The organism is Ochrobactrum vermis, from assembly GCF_002975205.1.
In the GTDB taxonomy this organism is placed as follows: Bacteria; Pseudomonadota; Alphaproteobacteria; order Rhizobiales; family Rhizobiaceae; genus Brucella; species Brucella vermis.
In genome coordinates this window covers 1,176,602-1,194,286 of sequence record NZ_PCOC01000001.1, presented here as the reverse complement: position 1 = coordinate 1,194,286, position 17,685 = coordinate 1,176,602, and the positions used below count along the sequence as shown (strand labels likewise).

The following is a 17,685-nucleotide window of genomic DNA, read 5'->3' as shown; positions in this document are numbered from 1 at the left end:
AATCCTCCTCAGGCTGCTTCGCCGATTACTTCGGCATAACCGTTTTCTTCAAGGTGCAAAGCGAGGGTCTTGTCACCGGACTTGATGACCTGGCCCTTGTAAAGCACATGCACACTATCAGGAACGATGTATTCGAGCAGACGCTGATAGTGGGTGATGACGATCACGGCACGGTCTGGCGAACGCAGCGCGTTGACGCCTTCCGAAACGATCTTCAGCGCATCGATGTCGAGGCCGGAGTCGGTTTCGTCGAGTACGCAGAGGCTTGGTTCCAGAAGCTGCATCTGAAGAATTTCAGCGCGCTTCTTTTCGCCGCCGGAGAAGCCGACATTGAGCGGGCGCTTGAGCATGTTCATGTCGATGTTGAGGCCGCCGGCGACGTCCTTCACGCGCTTGATGAATTCCGGAATCTTCAGTTCCGGCTCGCCGCGCGCCTTGCGCTGGCTGTTCATCGCAACTTTCAGGAATTCCATCGTGGCAACCCCCGGTATTTCCATCGGATATTGGAAAGCGAGGAAAATGCCCTTGGCGGCGCGTTCTGCCGGGTCGAGTTCGAGGATCGACTCGCCGTTATAGAGAATGTCGCCTTCGGTCACTTCATAGTCGTCGCGACCAGCCAGGATGTAGGACAGCGTGGACTTGCCCGAACCGTTCGGACCCATGATCGCAGCCACTTCACCCTTGTTCACGGTGAGGTTCAGGCCACGGATGATCTCGGTATCCGTGTCGGCGATTTTTGCATGGAGGTTCTTGATCTCAAGCATGAATGTAAACCTTGTTCTAATGCCAGGAAAAGGCTGGCCAGAAAATCTGATGCGAGAAGGGAGGAATGCGTCGCTTAACCGACGCTGCCCTCAAGCGATATGCCGATAAGCTTCTGAGCTTCGACGGCGAACTCCATCGGCAGTTCCTGAATGACTTCCTTGACGAAGCCATTGACGATGAGAGCGATTGCCTCCTCTTCCGGAATGCCGCGCTGCATCACGTAGAACAGCTGGTCTTCCGAAATCTTGGAGGTGGTTGCCTCGTGCTCGAACTGCGCCGTAGCGTTCTTCGCTTCGATGTACGGCACCGTATGCGCGCCACAATCGTTGCCGATCAGAAGCGAGTCGCACTGGGTGAAGTTGCGGGCATTCTCAGCCTTGCGATGGGCCGAAACCTGTCCGCGATAGGTGTTGTTCGACTTGCCAGCCGAAATACCCTTGGAGATGATGCGGCTCGACGTGTTTTTGCCGAGATGGATCATCTTGGTGCCCGAGTCGATCTGCTGATGACCGTTCGACACGGCAATCGAGTAGAACTCGCCGCGTGAATTGTCGCCGCGCAGAATGCAGGACGGGTATTTCCAGGTGATGGCGGAGCCGGTTTCAACCTGCGTCCAGGAGATCTTGGAATTGTCGCCACGGCAATCGCCACGCTTGGTAACGAAGTTGTAGATGCCGCCCTTGCCGCTGCTATCGCCCGGATACCAGTTCTGGACCGTCGAATATTTGATTTCGGCGTTTTCCATCGCGACCAGCTCAACCACAGCGGCGTGCAGCTGGTTTTCGTCGCGCTGCGGTGCGGTGCAACCTTCCAGATAGGAGACGTAAGCGCCTTCTTCCGCGATGATCAGCGTGCGTTCGAACTGGCCGGTGTTCTTCTCGTTGATACGGAAATAGGTCGAAAGCTCCATCGGGCAGCGAACGCCCTTCGGAACGTAAACGAACGAACCATCCGTGAAGACAGCCGAGTTCAGTGTGGCGTAGTAGTTGTCCGACACCGGAACGACCGACGCCAGATATTTCTGCACCAGTTCAGGATGTTCGCGGATTGCTTCGGAAATCGAGCAGAAGATCACGCCCGCCTTGGCGAGCTCTGCCTTGAAGGTGGTTACGACCGACACGCTGTCGAACACCGCATCGACGGCCACGCGGCCGGATGCATAGACATTGTCGGAGGGATTGTCGTCGATTTCGCTCGGATCGCCCTGCTTGCGGACACCGGCAAGAATCTCCTGCTCACGCAGCGGAATGCCAAGCTTTTCGTAAGTGCGAAGCAATTCCGGATCGACTTCATCCAGCGACTTCGGGCCGCTCTGGTTCTTCGGAGCCGCATAGTAATAGGCATCCTGGAAATCGATCTTCGGATAATCGACGCGCGCCCAGCTTGGCTCTTCCATGGTGAGCCAGCGTTCATAGGCTTTCAGACGCCATTCCAGCATCCATTCCGGCTCGTTCTTCTTGGCGGAAATGAAGCGAATGATATCTTCGTTCAGGCCCTTTGGAGCCTTTTCTGCTTCGATCGTCGTTTCGAAGCCGTACTTGTACTGGTCCACGTCAAGGCCGCGGACCTGATCAATGGTCTCCTGCACTGCAGGCATTGGCGTTCTCCATCCTCGTCGGGGTCAAGGCCCGACAGTTGCAAACGTCAAGGTGATATGTCTTGAACAATACCGCCTCAATATAGTGTGCTAGGCCCTTCTTTAAAACCTCTCTAAACTGAATTTCAAGCACCGGGTTCAAATTTGCCCCTAAAAATGCCGATTAAAACGATCAACTTAATGAAACAAGCTGATGATACGTGGATTGCAGGGGATGCCTTCCTGCTTTGACGCCTTGATTTCCTTTAAAAAAATGGCGTGGCCGATCTGCTGATCAGAATCATGCTCGCCCTTGCCCAACGCATGCAGGAACATACATAGCCAAGGGAAAGGGAGACCATGATGAGCACCCAGAACCTGCAGGACTACGTAAAATTTCTCGAACAACAGGTGAATGACGAGGGCCGCACCATCGAGCAATTGAAGTTTTTTCAGGACGCCCATGACAAGTTCAATATTTCAAACGCCAGCGCTTCAAACGATATCGCCGCTGATATAGCCAAGCGGGAAGAGTTCAAAACGCGCTACGAAGGTTATATTGCGGCTGCAAAACAGAAGCTCGGTCTCGATTTCTGAACTGGGATCAAGCTTTCCCGGCGCGGCGTGCCGCGATTCTGCGAAACACGTCGAGAAACGCATCGACGTCATCCGGCGTCGCTGTTGGTTCAAGCGACACGCGGATCGCTCCGAGACTGTCTCCGTGTCCCATGGCCGACAGCACATGGCTGGGGCCGACTTTTCCAGACGAGCAGGCCGACCCTGCCGAAAGCGCGACGCCGCCAAGATCAAAGGCAATCTGCACGGTTTCCGCCTTTTGCCCATCAAGAGAAAAGAACGTCGTGTTCGGCAACCTGTCGACCGATGTGCCGTAGATCACGGCATCCGGAGCGATTGCCTTCAACCCGGCTTCCAGCCTGTCCCGCATCGCCGGGGACCAGCCTTCGCTGTCCAGTCGCGCCTTGGCAATATCGGCCGCAGCACCGAATCCTGCAATAAGCGGCAGGGCCTCGGTTCCAGCCCTATGCCCCTTCTCCTGACCACCACCGCGAACAAGCGCGCGGGGCATCATGAGATCGGAAATCGCGATAACTGCACCGACACCTTTCGGCCCACCGATCTTGTGTGAGGAGATTATGAGATAATCTCCGCAATTATCTGTAATATCTAATTTAATTCGCCCTGCTGCTTGGACAGCATCAACAATGTAGATCCCGCCAGCAGCCTTGACGATGGCGGCAATTTCCGCGATCGGCTGGATGATGCCTGTTTCGTTATTGGCGGCCTGTATAGCCACTAGCGGCAGTCCCTGGCTCTTGTCGTGACTTGCAAGAACTGTTTTCAGGGAATCGAGTTCTACGATGCCGTTTCCGTCGACTGGCAGAACAGTGACGTCCTGCTGGGCGAACTGACCACCGGACAACATGCACGGATGTTCGGTTCCGCTCACATAGAGATGCGACAAGCGGACAGGCGAACGTCCCATCATGTAGTGGGGCGTCAGCAGCATCGATGCGGCTTCCGTTGCTCCCGATGTAAAAAAGACATGATCCGGTCTGGCATTGGCGAGCGAGGCAACGCTGCGGCGCGCGGCTTCAACGAGGGTTCGCGCGGCGCGGCCTTCACGATGCACGGAAGATGGATTGCCCGTAATGCCGAGAGCGTTGATAACCGCATCCCGCGCCTCATCGAGCAACGGAGCACTGGCATTATAATCCAGATAGAGCCTCTTGCTGCTCCCGTTCACCGTACCTATCTCCTAAACAAAATTCTGGAAGCGCAATTTTCTTGAATTTTCAATCAAGAAAAGCCTATTAAGCCCCCATAGGAACTGAAACCTGCTTTCAGTCTGTCGAAATTTCAAACCGGTTCTAGAAGCGGCGTCCAATAACGTCAAGTTTCGCCGCCTAAGTCCGGTCTTCCCGTTACGAGCGGAGTACACATGCCAGAAGTCATTTTCAACGGCCCTGCCGGACGCCTCGAAGGTCGCTATCAGCCTTCCAAAGAAAAGAATGCTCCGATCGCGCTCATCCTTCACCCGCATCCGCAGTTCGGCGGAACGATGAACAACAAGATCGTCTACGATCTTTTCTATATGTTCCAGCAGCGCGGCTTCACCACGTTGCGCTTCAACTTCCGCGGGATTGGCCGCAGCCAGGGCGAATTCGACCATGGTGCAGGCGAACTGTCGGATGCGGCAAGCGCACTCGACTGGGTGCAGGCGCTTCATCCTGATTCCAAGACCTGCTGGGTCGCCGGTTACTCGTTCGGTTCATGGATCGGCATGCAGCTTTTGATGCGCCGCCCGGAAATCGAAGGCTTCATTTCCGTTGCGCCACAGCCCAATACCTATGATTTTGCTTTCCTCGCACCCTGCCCTTCATCCGGTCTCATCATCCATGGGGATCAGGACAAGGTTGCCCCGCCGAAGGATGTGCAGGCGCTGGTCGACAAGCTGAAGACCCAGAAGGGTATCACGATTACCCAGACCACGATTCCGGGCGCAAACCATTTCTTTGCGGGACAAGGCGATGAACTCATAGAGGATTGCGCCGAATATCTGGATCGTCGTCTGGCTGGCGAACTGGTTGAAGCGCGCCCGAAGCGTTTGCGTTAAACTGCTTAACCATACAGCAGGTCGCTTTCCAGATTTGCAGCGTCTCATCCGGCGGGCTTCCCGCCGGATTTTTTATGCGATGCTACTATCACCATCAAATGATTCGTTTTCTCAAAACCATCTTATGGGCGTGACATGCCGGTTTATGCTTTCCTTGCTATCGCCATCGTGTCCGAAGTCATCGGGACGCTAAGCCTCAAGGCATCGGAAGGATTCACACGGCTGGGACCGTCCCTGATCGTCGTGGTCGCTTACGGTCTGGCCTTCTACTTTCTTTCCATGACGCTGAAGAGCATTCCCGTCGGTGTCGCTTACGCGGTTTGGTCCGGGATCGGTGTCACACTCGTCGCTCTGATCGGCTGGCTGCTGTTCGGTCAGAAGCTCGATATGGCCGCAGTACTCGGCATGGGATTGATCATTGCCGGTGTCATTGTGCTCAATCTGTTTTCGAACACGGCGCAACACTGAGACTAACGCCAGCTGCTTGCGACCACTGGAGCCAAATTACTGGTTCGAAACCCGCCAATTCGGGAGTTTCCTTGTTTTTGGCGGTTGATTGGTGCTAAAGGCGGACTTATCACATGGGTGTAAGCAGCCGCTTGCGACCAGTTTCAACTTCGCCTTATCAGTCAGGGAAAAGGAATGTCCGGTTTCAAATCCGATTTTCTTCGCACGCTTTCCGAGCGTGGCTTCATTCATCAGATTTCCGATGAAAGTGGCCTCGACGAATTGTTGGCCAAGGAAACCGTGACAGCCTATATCGGCTTCGATCCCACGGCTCCGAGCCTTCACGCTGGCGGCCTGATCCAGATCATGATGCTGCACTGGCTCCAGCAGACCGGGCACAAGCCTGTTGCGCTGATGGGCGGCGGCACTGGCATGGTCGGCGATCCGTCCTTCAAGGACGAAGCCCGCAAGCTGATGACCGAGGATACAATTGCCGAGAATATTGCCGGCATCAAGCGCGTCTTCGCCAACTACCTCACCTTCGGTGATGGCGCGACCGACGCCCTGATGGTCAACAATGCCGACTGGCTGCGCAACATCAACTATCTGGAATTCCTGCGCGATGTTGGCCGTCATTTCTCGGTCAACCGCATGCTTTCCTTCGATTCGGTGAAGACACGCCTCGACCGCGAGCAGTCGTTGTCATTCCTCGAATTCAACTACATGATCCTTCAGGCCTACGATTTCGTGGAACTGAGCAAGCGTTACGATCTGCGCCTGCAGATGGGCGGCTCGGATCAGTGGGGCAATATCATCAACGGTATCGATCTCGGTCACCGTATGGGGACCTCGCAGCTTTATGCCCTCACCTCGCCGCTGCTGACGACCGCATCGGGCCAGAAAATGGGCAAGTCGCTTGGCGGCGCCATCTGGCTGAACGCCGAAATGCTGAGCGCTTACGATTTCTGGCAATACTGGCGCAACACGGAAGACGCCGATGTCGAACGGTTCCTCAAGCTCTATACCACGCTTCCGCTGGACGAAATTGCCAAGCTGGCGGCACTTGAAGGCGTCGAAATCAACGAAGCGAAGAAAATCCTCGCAACGGAAGTTACCGCCATGCTTCATGGCCGCGACGCGGCCGAGGAAGCTGCCGAGACTGCCCGCAAGACCTTTGAGGATGGCGAACTTTCGGAAAACCTTCCGACGGTCGGCGTTCACAAGGCGACGCTGAATAGCGGCATCGGTGTGCTGGCGCTGATGGTTCTGGCCGAGCTTTGCACGACCAATGGCGAAGCCCGCCGTCATGTCGAAGGCGGTGCTGTACGTATCAATGACGAGCCTGTGAGCGATCCGCGTATGACCGTTGATGCAAGTGCGTTGAACGATCAGGGCGTCATCAAGCTGTCGCTCGGCAAGAAGCGCCACGTGCTGATCCGTCCAGCATAAGCCAAACGAACGATAATTAAACCAACAAAGCCGGGCTTCGCGCCCGGCTTTGTTGTTAGCATACTCGAACCATTTCACTTTTCGGAATACGTTCTAGCTTTTTTGACGCGCATCTTATCCAAAAGCCGTTTCACACTTTTCGGGATGCGTTCCAGCTTTTTTGGCGCGCATCTCATCCGAAAACCGTTTCACACTTTTCGGGATGCGCTTTAGAACTCGAAGATCGAGCGGAATATGCCAGGTGCAATGACGGAGATCGGATTGACCATTACCTGTGGCTGTTTGGCGCTGCCAACAAGCTTGTAGGTAATTCCGATCAGGCCCCGATCACGACCGTTTCCAAGCAATGCACCGAAGATGGGAACCTCGCCGAATAGCCGGTTGACGCCATAGGCTGGCATGAATGTGCCGGTGATCGACATGTTACCCTGCTTGTCATAGAGCGTTCCCTGGAAAGTGGTGCCGACAGTCGGCCCACGCACGACCCCCTTAGACAGGTTCAGATAACCGTTGCCTTTCTCAATCAGTGAAAAACCGCGCTCGATATCAACCCGTGAAACGTCAATATCGCGCTTTACGGCCTGATTGAGACTTGTGCCGCCACTGGATGGCGAGCTGGAAACGATTTTCGCAAGACGCGGTTCATTGATGATAGCAAAGTTGCGCGCATCGATCTGTCCGCGCAACGGACCGTTGCCCTGCGCGGCCAGTCCAACCGTGATTTTGCCGCCGCGCATCTTGTCATAGAAATCGAAAAACCGAAGCACCGCTCCGGCATCGTTCGACTGGAGCGAGATGGACCGCGCATCGCCCTGATCATTGTTCGTGGCCACGAAGGATTCGCCGGACGATGTGACGGCATTGACCGATACGCCTGAAACTTTGCTGCCAGCACTTTCATAGGAAACAGCAACATTGCGCAAAGTTTCGCTGTTAAAGCCGCTGACTTCGTCAATCTGGGCACTTACGACCACGCGTGGATTGTTGGATTTTCCACCGCTGCTACCCTTCTCGCCAAGATCGGAAACCTGCTTGATCAAAGCACGCGCGTCGAATTGCGACCCGCGCACGTTGACCCGATAACCGCCGCCACTTTTGGTAGCCTTGACTGCTAGGTTGTCATTTCTGTTCAGACGGATCTCGCTGAAATTCGCCGATTGGAAATCGCCTTTCGCAATGGAAAGGTCTCCCTTTGCGCCAAAAGCGTCGCCGGAAAAGACAAGATTGTTGATGTCCATCCTGCTTTTGTCGTCAGCACTCTGGACCAGATCGAAAGTCGCCTTTGCCGGTATGCCTGCGCCTTTGCGCCATCCGAGCCATGGTAGATCAATCTGTGTCTTGCCAAGATCGGCTGAAACACGACGCTTGCCGCCATCTTCCATTCCAAGATCGACCGACATCGGGCCGGAAAAGATGGAGTTCAGGCCCGGAAATACCGCGTCACGGCTCTTGTCGTCGATATCAAGTTTGATTTTTTGTTCGCGTTTTGCCGGTCCCGATCGATCCACCGGTTCAGTCATACTGACTTTTGCGGGAATGCCGTCGAGCTTCGCATCAGCAGTAATAATAGCTGCCGACTGATCAACCTTGATGTTGCCGGTCGCATCACTGACTGACGATCCCGCGATCGGCTTCGAGATATCAAGACCAGTGAAGCCAATATCAGCGTTCCATTTAAGCGTACCGGGCGGCGGATCTTTGGAAACAGCAAAATTCACCTTGACCCGTGACTTCACATCACCAGTCACATCGCCGGGTAGAAACGGCACACTTTTCAAAACGTCGATCGGCTTGTTTCCGGCAATCTCAGCGATTGCCGATGCTTCACCAGAAACACCGAGATCCAGTTCAGCAATAACAGGGCGCTGCGGTCCCCAGGGAATGATAAGCGTACCGTCGGAAACCTCGACCTTGCGGTTGTTCGACGTGTAGGCCACGCCTTTCAAAAGCTTGATGGTCGTATAGGCGCCACGGACCGATATTTCGCCATCGGCATCCCGCACGGGCGGAAGCTCTCCAACGACATCGAAGCGCGTATCGAAAACCTTGAAATCAGCCTTGATTTCATCGCCCGTCAGCGGTGGAGGCAAGCCCGGCCCATTGAAGCGACCGCCTGCAAGCGAAATATCGATGCGGCTATCCTTGACAGTCCCGCCGAAGAGATTCTTCAGCACCCATTCGCGAGCGCCGTCCGCGACATCGATTGGCCAGAGATGCTTGGCGTCGGCTACCGGCATTTCGGGAATGCGCAGCATGAAGATCATTTCCGGCGAGCCATCGCCGAAACCCATGCTGCCCTGACCAAAAAGCTGTCCTGTTTCCGTCTGCACGTCGAGATTGGCAAACTGGATGCGCTGCTGGTCGGCCATGTAACGTCCGGCGATGCGCGTGGCGAATGATAGCGGCGGGTCGGTCGATTCCGATGGCATGCTTGTCGCTGACGTGGTCAGGACCTCAAAGCGATAAGTCGGCCCGCCAGTGTTGTTTTCAGCTTCCGGTTCGGGGCCGAAGGCGCCGTTAAACTGCGCCTGCATCCCACCGAGCTGTAGCCGGGAAGGCTTGATCTCGATCTTACGGCTGCCCACCGCGTGTTCGAGATTAAGACGAATGCCGCCACGCACATCTTCGACCCTGCCAATCTGCATATCTATGCCGTCGACAGCGAGTTCAGCCGCGAGACGTTCGGGTTTGTCGCCGTCGGCTGCGGATCCCGTCAATGACAACCGCGCCACAGCTTCCAGTTCAAAATGGGCCGGATTGACGCGATTGCCATTTATAACCGGAGAAACTTCAGGCGGAGACCCCAATGCAACCGGGATGTCACGGATGTTTAGCTCAAAGCCAGCAAGGCTGTTGTCAGCCGCATGACGGTCAATCGTGCCGTCCAGTGCAATTTTCTTGCCTTTCCAGACCACACTGCCGGTAATGCCGATCTTCCCGCCATTTTCGATGAGACGCGCCTGTTCTATGTCCAGAACCTGCTGCTCGTCGCCGACCTTGAAAGCAATCGTACTGTTGAAAATGCCTATGACATGCGTGTCCTGCGCGCGCAAAAGCTCAAGGCTACGGCGCATGGCAGCGAAAAGCTCACCCGAAATCGCATCAAAATCGAGAATGCCATGTTCGTCGTAAGGCAAAGATTTCCAGAAGCCTGGCCCCTTCGTTTCCGGCATTTCAAAAGAAACACCATCCACTTCGAGCTGAGCCACGCGCACCTTGCCGGTCAAAAGCGGAAGCGGCGCCAGCCCCAGGCGCACGGACTTGATCCCGCTGATTTCGAGACCCTGTTTTGGATCGGCAATCGACACGTTGCGGGCTTCCAGCGCGACATGGCTATCCTGATCCAGAGATAGCGCCGCGCTTCCGATGGACGCGGAGGCACCTTCGCCAAGAATATGGGTCAGGCTTTTCTGTGCTTCGTCACGCAGAAGATTGCTGTCAACGCCACTGCGAAGGATGACGAAACCGGCACCGACGACGAGAACCAGCAGAATACAGATCGACAAAATTGCATGGGAACAGCGCGACAGAAAGGAACGGCTCGAACGCGCCGGGCCGGGCAAATAGCCATACTCGCCATCGGCGGCGAGACGCTCGATTCTTTCCATCTCCCGCTTGCTGAAGCGGATCTTCTGCGGTTTCTCTGTCAACAACCCAGCCAGAAAAAGAGTGCCATGCCCTACGATCTCTTAGAGTTTACTTCATTAAATGATCGTAATCATCTGTTTTATAACGACTTCCAGCCCGGTTCACGCGTTTGCGCTGGCAGCCCTGCGCCAATCATCCCACATCACAACGACGTCGGCATCAATGGTTGCACAAGCTTTGCCTGAATGCGATAGCTCTGACTTGTAACAGGTGGTTTCCATCCTAATCCATAAAAGAAAGGCGCAGATATGGCTCATCCCCAAGTTGGCGATCCGGCACCCGATTTCACTCTGCCTTCGGATAATGGCGAAATCTCCCTGTCTTCCCTCAAAGGCAAACCAGTCGTCATCTACTTCTACCCGAAAGACGACACGTCCGGCTGCACCAAGGAATCGATTGCTTTCTCTCGGTTGAAACCGGAGTTCGACAAGATAGGAGTCCGCGTCATCGGCCTTTCTCTTGATAGCGCGACGAAACATGCGAAATTTCGCAAGAAACATGACCTGACTGTCGATCTTGCCGCCGATGAAGATCGTGTCGCCCTTGAAGCCTATGGCGTGTGGGTCGAAAAGAGCATGTATGGCCGCAAATATATGGGTGTGGAACGCACGTCCTTCCTGATCGATGCGAATGGGCGCATTGCCCGAATCTGGAACAAGGTCAAAGTCGACGGCCATGCCGAGGCCGTGCTGGAAGCCGCTCGCGTACTTTGAACGATGACGAACAAGCCATCGCACGAGCAGACGCTGCGCGGTAACGCCATCCGCGCAATATCTGCCAGCAATCTTGATGAAAAGGTAAGGCTGACGCGGGAAACCGCTCATCGCTGGTTCGGGCGCAGGCTCTCGGTTCGCAGCCCGCTCGATCCACCATTGCCTGAGCGTCCCGGACGCCCTGAAAAGCCTGAACTTGTGCCGCCGCGCATGATGAAGAAGCGCTCGCTTCACACGGAACATGGGCGTATTGCGCTCATGCATGCACTCGCCCATATCGAGCTGAATGCCATTGATCTTGCACTCGACATCATTGCCCGGTTTGCCGCCAAACCCATACCGCGCAGTTTCTTCGATGGATGGATGAAAGTCGCCGATGATGAAGCTCGCCATTTCACGCTGTTGCGTGATCGTCTCAAGTCGCTCGGCGCGGACTATGGAGACATGCCCGCTCATGACGGGCTTTGGCAGTCTGCACACCAGACACGCAACGACCTTGAAGCTCGTCTCGCCGTCGTGCCGCTTATTCTTGAGGCGCGCGGACTGGATGTGACGCCATCCCTGCTCGAGAAAATGATTGAGACCGGTGACCATGAGACCGCTGCTATTCTCGACATCATTTACAATGATGAGAAAACGCATGTCGCCGTGGGCGCCAAATGGTTCCGTTTCTTCTGTGCCAAGAACAGAATTGATCCCGCGGCAAGATTTCAGGAACTGGTTCGCGCCAATTTCCGAGGTGACCTGAAACCGCCGTTCAATGAACTGGCACGCGCCGAAGCAGGATTGACGCCGTCCTTTTACCGCTCTCTGTCACCTGTATCGATCTAGCCGCTTCCTCAAATGCACCCTAGTGAAAACAAACCTGATCGCATGGCCCGCGCAAGCCTCAAATGTAAAGGTCTGTTAACCCTAATAAGTTGTAATCAAACCAGGGAATCGAGAAGGGGCATGCGGCTGGCATGACTGGGAAGCAGGCAAAAACATCGACAAAAAAGGTGTTCGGAGAGCGCAAAGAACCGCCTGTCCTGATTATTGCGCGCGGCGAAAAGATCAGCCATTTCACGTTTCGTCCCTGGATGGCCGCCCTTGGTGGTGCAGCTTTTCTGGCGCTTTCGGCGGGATATCTTGGAGCGACTGCCTATCTCGTGCTGCGCGACGACCTCATGAGCGCCGGTATCGCGCGTCATGCCCGCAACCAGCAGCTCTATGAAGATCGAATTTCCGCCCTTCGCACTGAGGTTGATCGCATTACCAGTCGACAAATGCTCGATCAGCAGGTGATGGAGAACAAGGTAGCCGAATTGATGCAGCGCCAACAGACGTTGAGCGCGCGCGATGGCAAACTCGCACCTCTCCTGGAACGAGCTTCGCAATTGCAGCCGATGCCGGAAATGCCAACGGAGAGGGCGCCGGATCTGGAGCAGCATAGCCAGCTTATCCCTGACGAGGCTCTGGCAGGACGCAATCCGGGCATCGACCCGATCATCACTGGGCCAGTGCCCGGAAAATCTCCAGTTGGAAAGCCAGACCGGCGCGCAGACGCTGGTTCGATAGGGTTGCGTCTTTCAGGCGGACTTTCGGGTGAATCGACACTTGAGACCTCCGACAAGATACTGGCCACCATCACCCGGAACCTTCATCGCATCGAAAGCGAACAGAATGGCAAGGTGCGTGTGCTGGCCGATGCCGCTTATGAAAAGGCGGACAGTATTATCGATACTTTGAATGCGGCTGGCTTGCGGATCGAAACATCACACAATGCTGCAATTGCGATGGGTGGCCCACTTATTCCGGTTTCGTCACCCGGAACCGTCGTCAATGATTTTGATATGCAGTTGCGTAACCTCGACAGCGCGCTTGACCGGCTTGATCAGGTGCGTGAGCGTGTAAGTGCCCTGCCCCTCGCCAATCCGGCACCCGACAAGCCAGTAACGAGCCTGTTCGGCGTACGCCGCGATCCGTTTCTCGGAACGGCTGCGTTCCACTCCGGTATCGACTTTCGCGCCGCTTACGGCCAGACGGTGAAATCCACCGCAGCAGGCAAGGTCACGAAGGCTGGTCGTTTCGGCGGATACGGTAATATGGTCGAGATCGACCACGGCAATGGGTTCTCGACCCGTTTCGCACATCTAAGCCGCGTTCTCGTGCGCGACGGACAACAGGTTGCCGCGGGGACCATTGTTGGCGAAGCAGGAAGCTCGGGACGCTCGACTGGCAGTCACTTGCATTATGAAGTCCGTGAAAACGGGCGCGCGGTCAATCCTGTCAATTTTCTCAAAGCGGGCAAACAGATAGAACCATTGCTTTGAGTTCCTGAAACGAAAAAACCCGGCCAGAAGCCGGGTTTTGTTTCTATGCACGCATATGTGCAATTAGAGCGCCGATCTGATTGCTTGTTTTAACGCGCATCTTGTTCCGAAAACCGTTTCACACTTTTCGGGATGCGCTCTAATCAGTCGATGTCGTCGACCATTTCGCCGCCGCCCTGAATACGATGGGCAAGCGCGGCTTCCATAAATGGCGTAACGGAACCATCCAGCACTTCCTGTGGGTTCGTGCTTTCAACACCCGTGCGCAAGTCTTTGACGAGCTGGTAAGGCTGCAGGACGTAGGAGCGAATCTGATGCCCCCAACCGATTTCGGTCTTCGTGGCATTCGCTGCATCCGTCGCCGCTTCGCGCTTTTTCAGCTCCTCTTCGTAGAGGCGCGCACGCAGCATCGACCATGCCTTTTCGCGGTTTTTGTGCTGTGAGCGTTCTGCCTGACACTGCACCACAATTCCGGTCGCGATATGCGTGATACGCACCGCTGAATCGGTGGTATTGACGTGCTGGCCGCCAGCGCCCGAAGCGCGATAGGTATCGATGCGAACATCCGCTTCGGTCACCTGAACGTCGATATTGTCGTCGATCACAGGATAGACCCAGATGCTGGCGAAGGACGTGTGACGGCGAGCGTTGGAGTCATAAGGCGAGATACGGACCAGACGATGGACGCCCGATTCTGTCTTCATCATGCCGTATGAATTGTGCCCTTTGACGAGGATGGTCGCGGACTTGATGCCTGCTTCTTCGCCATCATGCACTTCCATCACTTCGACCTTGCGGCCGCTCCGTTCCGCCCAGCGCGTATACATGCGCAGCAGCATCGACGCCCAATCCTGGCTTTCCGTACCACCAGCACCGGCATGCACTTCGATATAGGTATCGTTCGCGTCGGCTTCGCCCGATAGCAGCATGTCGATCTGGCGACGATCAATCTCGACCTTCAGTTCACGGATGGTGTTTTCCGCATCCTGAATGATCGACTTGTCGTCTTCTTCCTCGCCCATGGCGATGAGTTCGATGCTGTCGTTCAGCGTCTGGGTAAGCTGATTGATGCCATTGATGCTGTCTTCCAGCTGCTGGCGCTCGCGCATCAGCTTCTGGGCTTCCTGTGCATCATTCCAAAGCGTGGGATCTTCAGCTCTCTGATTGAGATAGCCGAGACGTTTTATCGCCTGATCCCAGTCAAAGATGCCTCCTCAGCAGGCTTATGGCCTGCTTGATTTCGTCAACCAGCGTCTCGATTTCCGCGCGCATGGGCAAATCGTTCCTTCAATATCAGTCTATTTCATCTGAGAAGCTGAGCCGGTCAATTATGAGGCTCAGACTTTCGGGTATGGACGGTCAGTCCAGGCGCCGCGGACCATAGTGAGCGCGCGGCGCAGTGTAAAGGGTAAAGCCCTGCTTTTCCCGATCAGTAAAGCCCGCCGGAACCGGAGTTGATCGCACGTGTTGCCTGCGGCGACTGTGGCGCAACTGGTGAGCCTTCACGGAACGAATCCATACCAATGACCGAATAGCTGTCAGACGGACCTGTGCCCGGCTTGAAAGCCTCCATGATCACATTCGGATCACCCTGATTGGCCCGCATGCCGGTCTTCCGGTTGATAGCGATAACCGTCATGCCTTCAGGTACGCGGAAATCCACTTTCGGCGTTCCGGCCAGAGCCTGCTCCATGAAGGACTTGAACACTGGCGCCGCCAGACCGCCACCCGTGTTGCCGCGTCCGAGCGGCGTCGGCGTGTCATAGCCCATGAAGACACCAACCACGAGATCAGGCGTGAAGCCTACAAACCAAGCGTCCTTCTCGTCGTTCGTCGTACCGGTCTTGCCGGCCATTGGACGATCGAGGCTCTTCAAGATCTGCGCCGTACCGCGCTGAACGACACCTTCCATCATCGAGGTGATCTGATAGGCGGTCATGGGGTCGAGCACCTGATCGCGATTATCGATCAATGTTGGCTCGTCCTGATTGGCCCAGTCTTGCGCGTTGCAGCCCTCGCACTGGCGAGCATCGTGCTTGAATACAGTCTTGCCGTAGCGATCCTGAATGCGGTCGATCATGGACGGCGTTATGCTCTGGCCGCCATTCGCCATGATGGAATAGGCCGTCACCATGCGCAGAACCGTCGTTTCGCCTGCGCCGAGCGCCATCGAAAGAACCGGCAGCATCTTGTCGTAGATCCCGAAGCGTTCAGCATATTCGGCCACGAGCTTCATGCCCATGTCCTGCGCCAGACGCACGGTCATCACGTTGCGCGACTGTTCGATACCGTAGCGCAGCGTGGAAGGGCCGGAGAACTTGCCGGAATAATTCTTCGGGGCCCAGACGCCAAGCGAGCCACCCTGATTGACTTCCAGCGGGCCATCCAGAACCACGGAAGCAGGCGTATAGCCGTTATCGAGTGCCGCAGCATAAACGAACGGCTTGAACGAGGAACCTGGCTGGCGATAGGCCTGCGTTGCGCGATTAAATTCCGATTCAGCGTAAGAGAAGCCGCCGACCATGGCCAGAACACGGCCCGTATGCGGGTCCATGGCAACGAGCGCACCCTCAAGTTTCGGCGGCTGTTGGAGGCGATAGCGGGAATCGCCTTCCTTGGAGACATAGACGATGTCACCCGCCTTCAAAACACCTTCCGGCGACTTTGCGCTGGTGCGCTTGCCGCCGATATTCACGACGCGCATCGCCCACTTCATATCGTCGGCAGCGATGAACGCGCGCTTGCGTTCCTTGCTGCGGGAGCCTGATGCCTCAAGCGGCGGCTGCAGACCAATATCCGCGCCTGCAGCAGAAACATTGAGCACGATCGCGAGCTGCCATTCCGGCACATCCGCGTAGGACTGCATATCGCCGAATGCCGTACCCCAGTCATTGCCAAGCTCGACATTCTTCATCGGCCCACGCCAACCGCGCGCCTCGTCGTAACGGAGCAGCGCCGCCTGCAAGGACTTGCGCGCCTCAATCTGAAGGGTCGGGTTCAGCGTTGTACGAACAGAAAGGCCGCCTTCGTAAAGCGCATCGACGCCGTATTTCTGGATGATCTGGCGACGTACTTCCTCGGTGAAATATTCCGACGCAAACACATAATGGGCGTCCGAACGCTCCTTCACGCCGAGCGGCTGCTTCTTGGCTTCTGCGGCTTCTTCGGCGGTGATGTAGCCGTTTTCGCTCATCCGGTCGATCACCCAGTTGCGGCGCTCGATGGCGCGCTCCGGCTGGCGGAACGGATGATAATTGTTCGGGCCTTTCGGCAAAGCTGCAAGATATGCGCTTTCCGCGATAGAAAGCTCGCCGACCGATTTGTCGAAATAGGTCAATGCCGCGCTGGCAATACCGTAGGAACCAAGACCGAAGAAGATTTCATTGAGGTAAAGTTCGAGAATACGGTCCTTGGAGTAAGCCTGCTCAATGCGCATCGCCAGAATGGCTTCCTTGATCTTGCGATCATAGGTCTGCATCGACGTCAGAAGGAAGTTTTTTGCGACCTGCTGGGTGATCGTGGATGCGCCGACCGGACGGCGGCCAGAGCCCATATTCTTGACGTTCGTGATCATGGCGCGGGCAAGACCCGCGAAGTCGAGGCCATGATGTTCATAGAAGGTCTTGTCTTCAGCCGAAACGAAAGCCGCTTTGACGCGGTTGGGCACAGCCTGAATGGGAATATAAAGACGGCGCTCACGGGCAAACTCTGCCATGAGGCTACCATCCGAGGCGTGAACGCGCGTCATTACGGGCGGCTCGTATTTTGCGAGCACCTCGTAATCTGGCAAATCCTTCGTGAGACTTCCGACGTAAAGGGCGACGCCGCCTGCCACGAGGAGCATCAGCACCGTTCCGATCCCGAAGAAATATCCGATAAGCCTTACCATAAATGCGGAATCCTGCCTTCAGATTATTCACATGATAAGGGTCAAAGCACGAACAGCCAACCCTTTAACCCAATTTTGCCATATAGCAACCACTGGCTTAGTGACCAGCAAATGAGTCAAAGGCAAGATGGTTTACGTGTTTTTACCAATTTAACGCGGTCACTTTCGTCCGCACGACGAAAATCCACAAAACTGTTGCAACCATGCATCTTATAAGCTGAAGTGCATCTAACTCCAAGCGGGGTATACCC

The 17,685-nt window shown here is 55.5% G+C and carries 13 protein-coding genes; 7 read left to right on the top strand and 6 right to left on the bottom strand.

Features of this window, described 5'->3' with window-relative positions:
• Nucleotides 1-8: 8 nt before the first annotated feature.
• Nucleotides 9-764 carry a Fe-S cluster assembly ATPase SufC gene (sufC, locus tag CQZ93_RS05785; protein WP_105541741.1) on the bottom strand — a complete coding sequence of 252 codons (756 nt, stop codon included), beginning with the start codon at nt 762-764 and terminating at the stop codon, nt 9-11.
• Between the two features lie 74 nt (nt 765-838).
• Nucleotides 839-2,362 (bottom strand): Fe-S cluster assembly protein SufB, encoded by a 1,524-nt coding sequence (gene sufB / locus CQZ93_RS05780; RefSeq protein WP_105541740.1) that lies wholly within the window; start codon nt 2,360-2,362, stop codon nt 839-841.
• A 339-nt stretch (nt 2,363-2,701) separates the two neighbouring features.
• On the opposite strand from sufB, the gene CQZ93_RS05775 reads away from it, so the two are divergent.
• A complete protein-coding gene (locus tag CQZ93_RS05775) occupies nt 2,702-2,938 on the top strand; it encodes a hypothetical protein (RefSeq protein WP_286152231.1) in 237 nt (78 codons plus the stop codon).
• Nucleotides 2,939-2,945: 7 nt separating this feature from the next.
• On the opposite strand, the gene CQZ93_RS05770 is transcribed toward CQZ93_RS05775, so the two are convergent.
• Nucleotides 2,946-4,106: a cysteine desulfurase family protein gene (locus CQZ93_RS05770; protein WP_105541739.1), complete on the bottom strand. Its 1,161-nt coding sequence runs from the start codon at nt 4,104-4,106 to the stop codon at nt 2,946-2,948.
• A 195-nt stretch (nt 4,107-4,301) separates the two neighbouring features.
• On the opposite strand from CQZ93_RS05770, the gene CQZ93_RS05765 reads away from it, so the two are divergent.
• The 3 genes from CQZ93_RS05765 (at nt 4,302) to tyrS (ending at nt 6,872) form a co-directional block, all read left to right on the top strand.
• A complete protein-coding gene (locus CQZ93_RS05765; protein ID WP_105541738.1) occupies nt 4,302-4,976 on the top strand; it encodes an alpha/beta hydrolase in 675 nt (224 codons plus the stop codon).
• 135 nt (nt 4,977-5,111) lie between these two features.
• Nucleotides 5,112-5,444, top strand: a complete 333-nt coding sequence (locus tag CQZ93_RS05760; protein ID WP_105541737.1) for a DMT family transporter — start codon at nt 5,112-5,114, stop codon at nt 5,442-5,444.
• 174 nt (nt 5,445-5,618) lie between these two features.
• Nucleotides 5,619-6,872, top strand: coding sequence for a tyrosine--tRNA ligase (tyrS, locus tag CQZ93_RS05755; protein WP_105541736.1), 1,254 nt, complete (start codon nt 5,619-5,621; stop codon nt 6,870-6,872).
• 209 nt (nt 6,873-7,081) lie between these two features.
• Here tyrS and CQZ93_RS05750 read toward each other — a convergent pair whose 3' ends face one another.
• Entirely contained in the window at nt 7,082-10,480 is a 3,399-nt protein-coding gene (locus CQZ93_RS05750) for a DUF3971 domain-containing protein (protein ID WP_105543191.1), read from the bottom strand.
• A gap of 288 nt (nt 10,481-10,768) precedes the next feature.
• Between CQZ93_RS05750 and CQZ93_RS05745 the strand changes: the two genes are divergently transcribed.
• The 3 genes from CQZ93_RS05745 to CQZ93_RS05735 all read left to right on the top strand — a co-directional run bounded on the left by CQZ93_RS05745 (nt 10,769) and on the right by CQZ93_RS05735 (nt 13,545).
• Nucleotides 10,769-11,233: a peroxiredoxin gene (locus tag CQZ93_RS05745; protein ID WP_105541735.1), complete on the top strand. Its 465-nt coding sequence runs from the start codon at nt 10,769-10,771 to the stop codon at nt 11,231-11,233.
• A 3-nt stretch (nt 11,234-11,236) separates the two neighbouring features.
• Nucleotides 11,237-12,064 (top strand): ferritin-like domain-containing protein, encoded by an 828-nt coding sequence (locus tag CQZ93_RS05740; protein ID WP_105541734.1) that lies wholly within the window; start codon nt 11,237-11,239, stop codon nt 12,062-12,064.
• A gap of 131 nt (nt 12,065-12,195) precedes the next feature.
• Nucleotides 12,196-13,545: a M23 family metallopeptidase gene (locus CQZ93_RS05735; protein WP_105541733.1), complete on the top strand. Its 1,350-nt coding sequence runs from the start codon at nt 12,196-12,198 to the stop codon at nt 13,543-13,545.
• A gap of 143 nt (nt 13,546-13,688) precedes the next feature.
• Here the strand turns inward: CQZ93_RS05735 and prfB are convergent.
• Together prfB and CQZ93_RS05725 are read right to left on the bottom strand one after the other, a co-directional pair.
• Nucleotides 13,689-14,817, bottom strand: a protein-coding gene (prfB, locus tag CQZ93_RS05730; protein WP_105541732.1) for a peptide chain release factor 2 whose coding sequence is annotated in 2 segments (ribosomal slippage) — nt 13,689-14,747 and nt 14,749-14,817 — 1,128 coding nt in all. Because the reading frame shifts where the segments join, the coding sequence is not laid out codon by codon here.
• A 157-nt stretch (nt 14,818-14,974) separates the two neighbouring features.
• On the bottom strand, nt 14,975-17,434 hold the full coding sequence (locus CQZ93_RS05725; protein WP_105541731.1) for a penicillin-binding protein 1A: 2,460 nt from the start codon (nt 17,432-17,434) through the stop codon (nt 14,975-14,977).
• Nucleotides 17,435-17,685 lie beyond the last annotated feature (251 nt).

Coding starts and splice junctions, on each gene's coding strand:
- CQZ93_RS05775 (WP_286152231.1), top strand. CDS start 2,702: ATGATGAGCACCCAGAACCTGCAGGACTACGTAAAATTTCTCGAACAA.
- CQZ93_RS05750 (WP_105543191.1), bottom strand. CDS start 10,480: ATGGAAAGAATCGAGCGTCTCGCCGCCGATGGCGAGTATGGCTATTTG.
- sufB (WP_105541740.1), bottom strand. CDS start 2,362: ATGCCTGCAGTGCAGGAGACCATTGATCAGGTCCGCGGCCTTGACGTG.
- CQZ93_RS05725 (WP_105541731.1), bottom strand. CDS start 17,434: ATGGTAAGGCTTATCGGATATTTCTTCGGGATCGGAACGGTGCTGATG.
- CQZ93_RS05735 (WP_105541733.1), top strand. CDS start 12,196: ATGACTGGGAAGCAGGCAAAAACATCGACAAAAAAGGTGTTCGGAGAG.
- sufC (WP_105541741.1), bottom strand. CDS start 764: ATGCTTGAGATCAAGAACCTCCATGCAAAAATCGCCGACACGGATACC.
- CQZ93_RS05765 (WP_105541738.1), top strand. CDS start 4,302: ATGCCAGAAGTCATTTTCAACGGCCCTGCCGGACGCCTCGAAGGTCGC.
- CQZ93_RS05745 (WP_105541735.1), top strand. CDS start 10,769: ATGGCTCATCCCCAAGTTGGCGATCCGGCACCCGATTTCACTCTGCCT.
- CQZ93_RS05760 (WP_105541737.1), top strand. CDS start 5,112: ATGCCGGTTTATGCTTTCCTTGCTATCGCCATCGTGTCCGAAGTCATC.
- CQZ93_RS05740 (WP_105541734.1), top strand. CDS start 11,237: ATGACGAACAAGCCATCGCACGAGCAGACGCTGCGCGGTAACGCCATC.
- tyrS (WP_105541736.1), top strand. CDS start 5,619: ATGTCCGGTTTCAAATCCGATTTTCTTCGCACGCTTTCCGAGCGTGGC.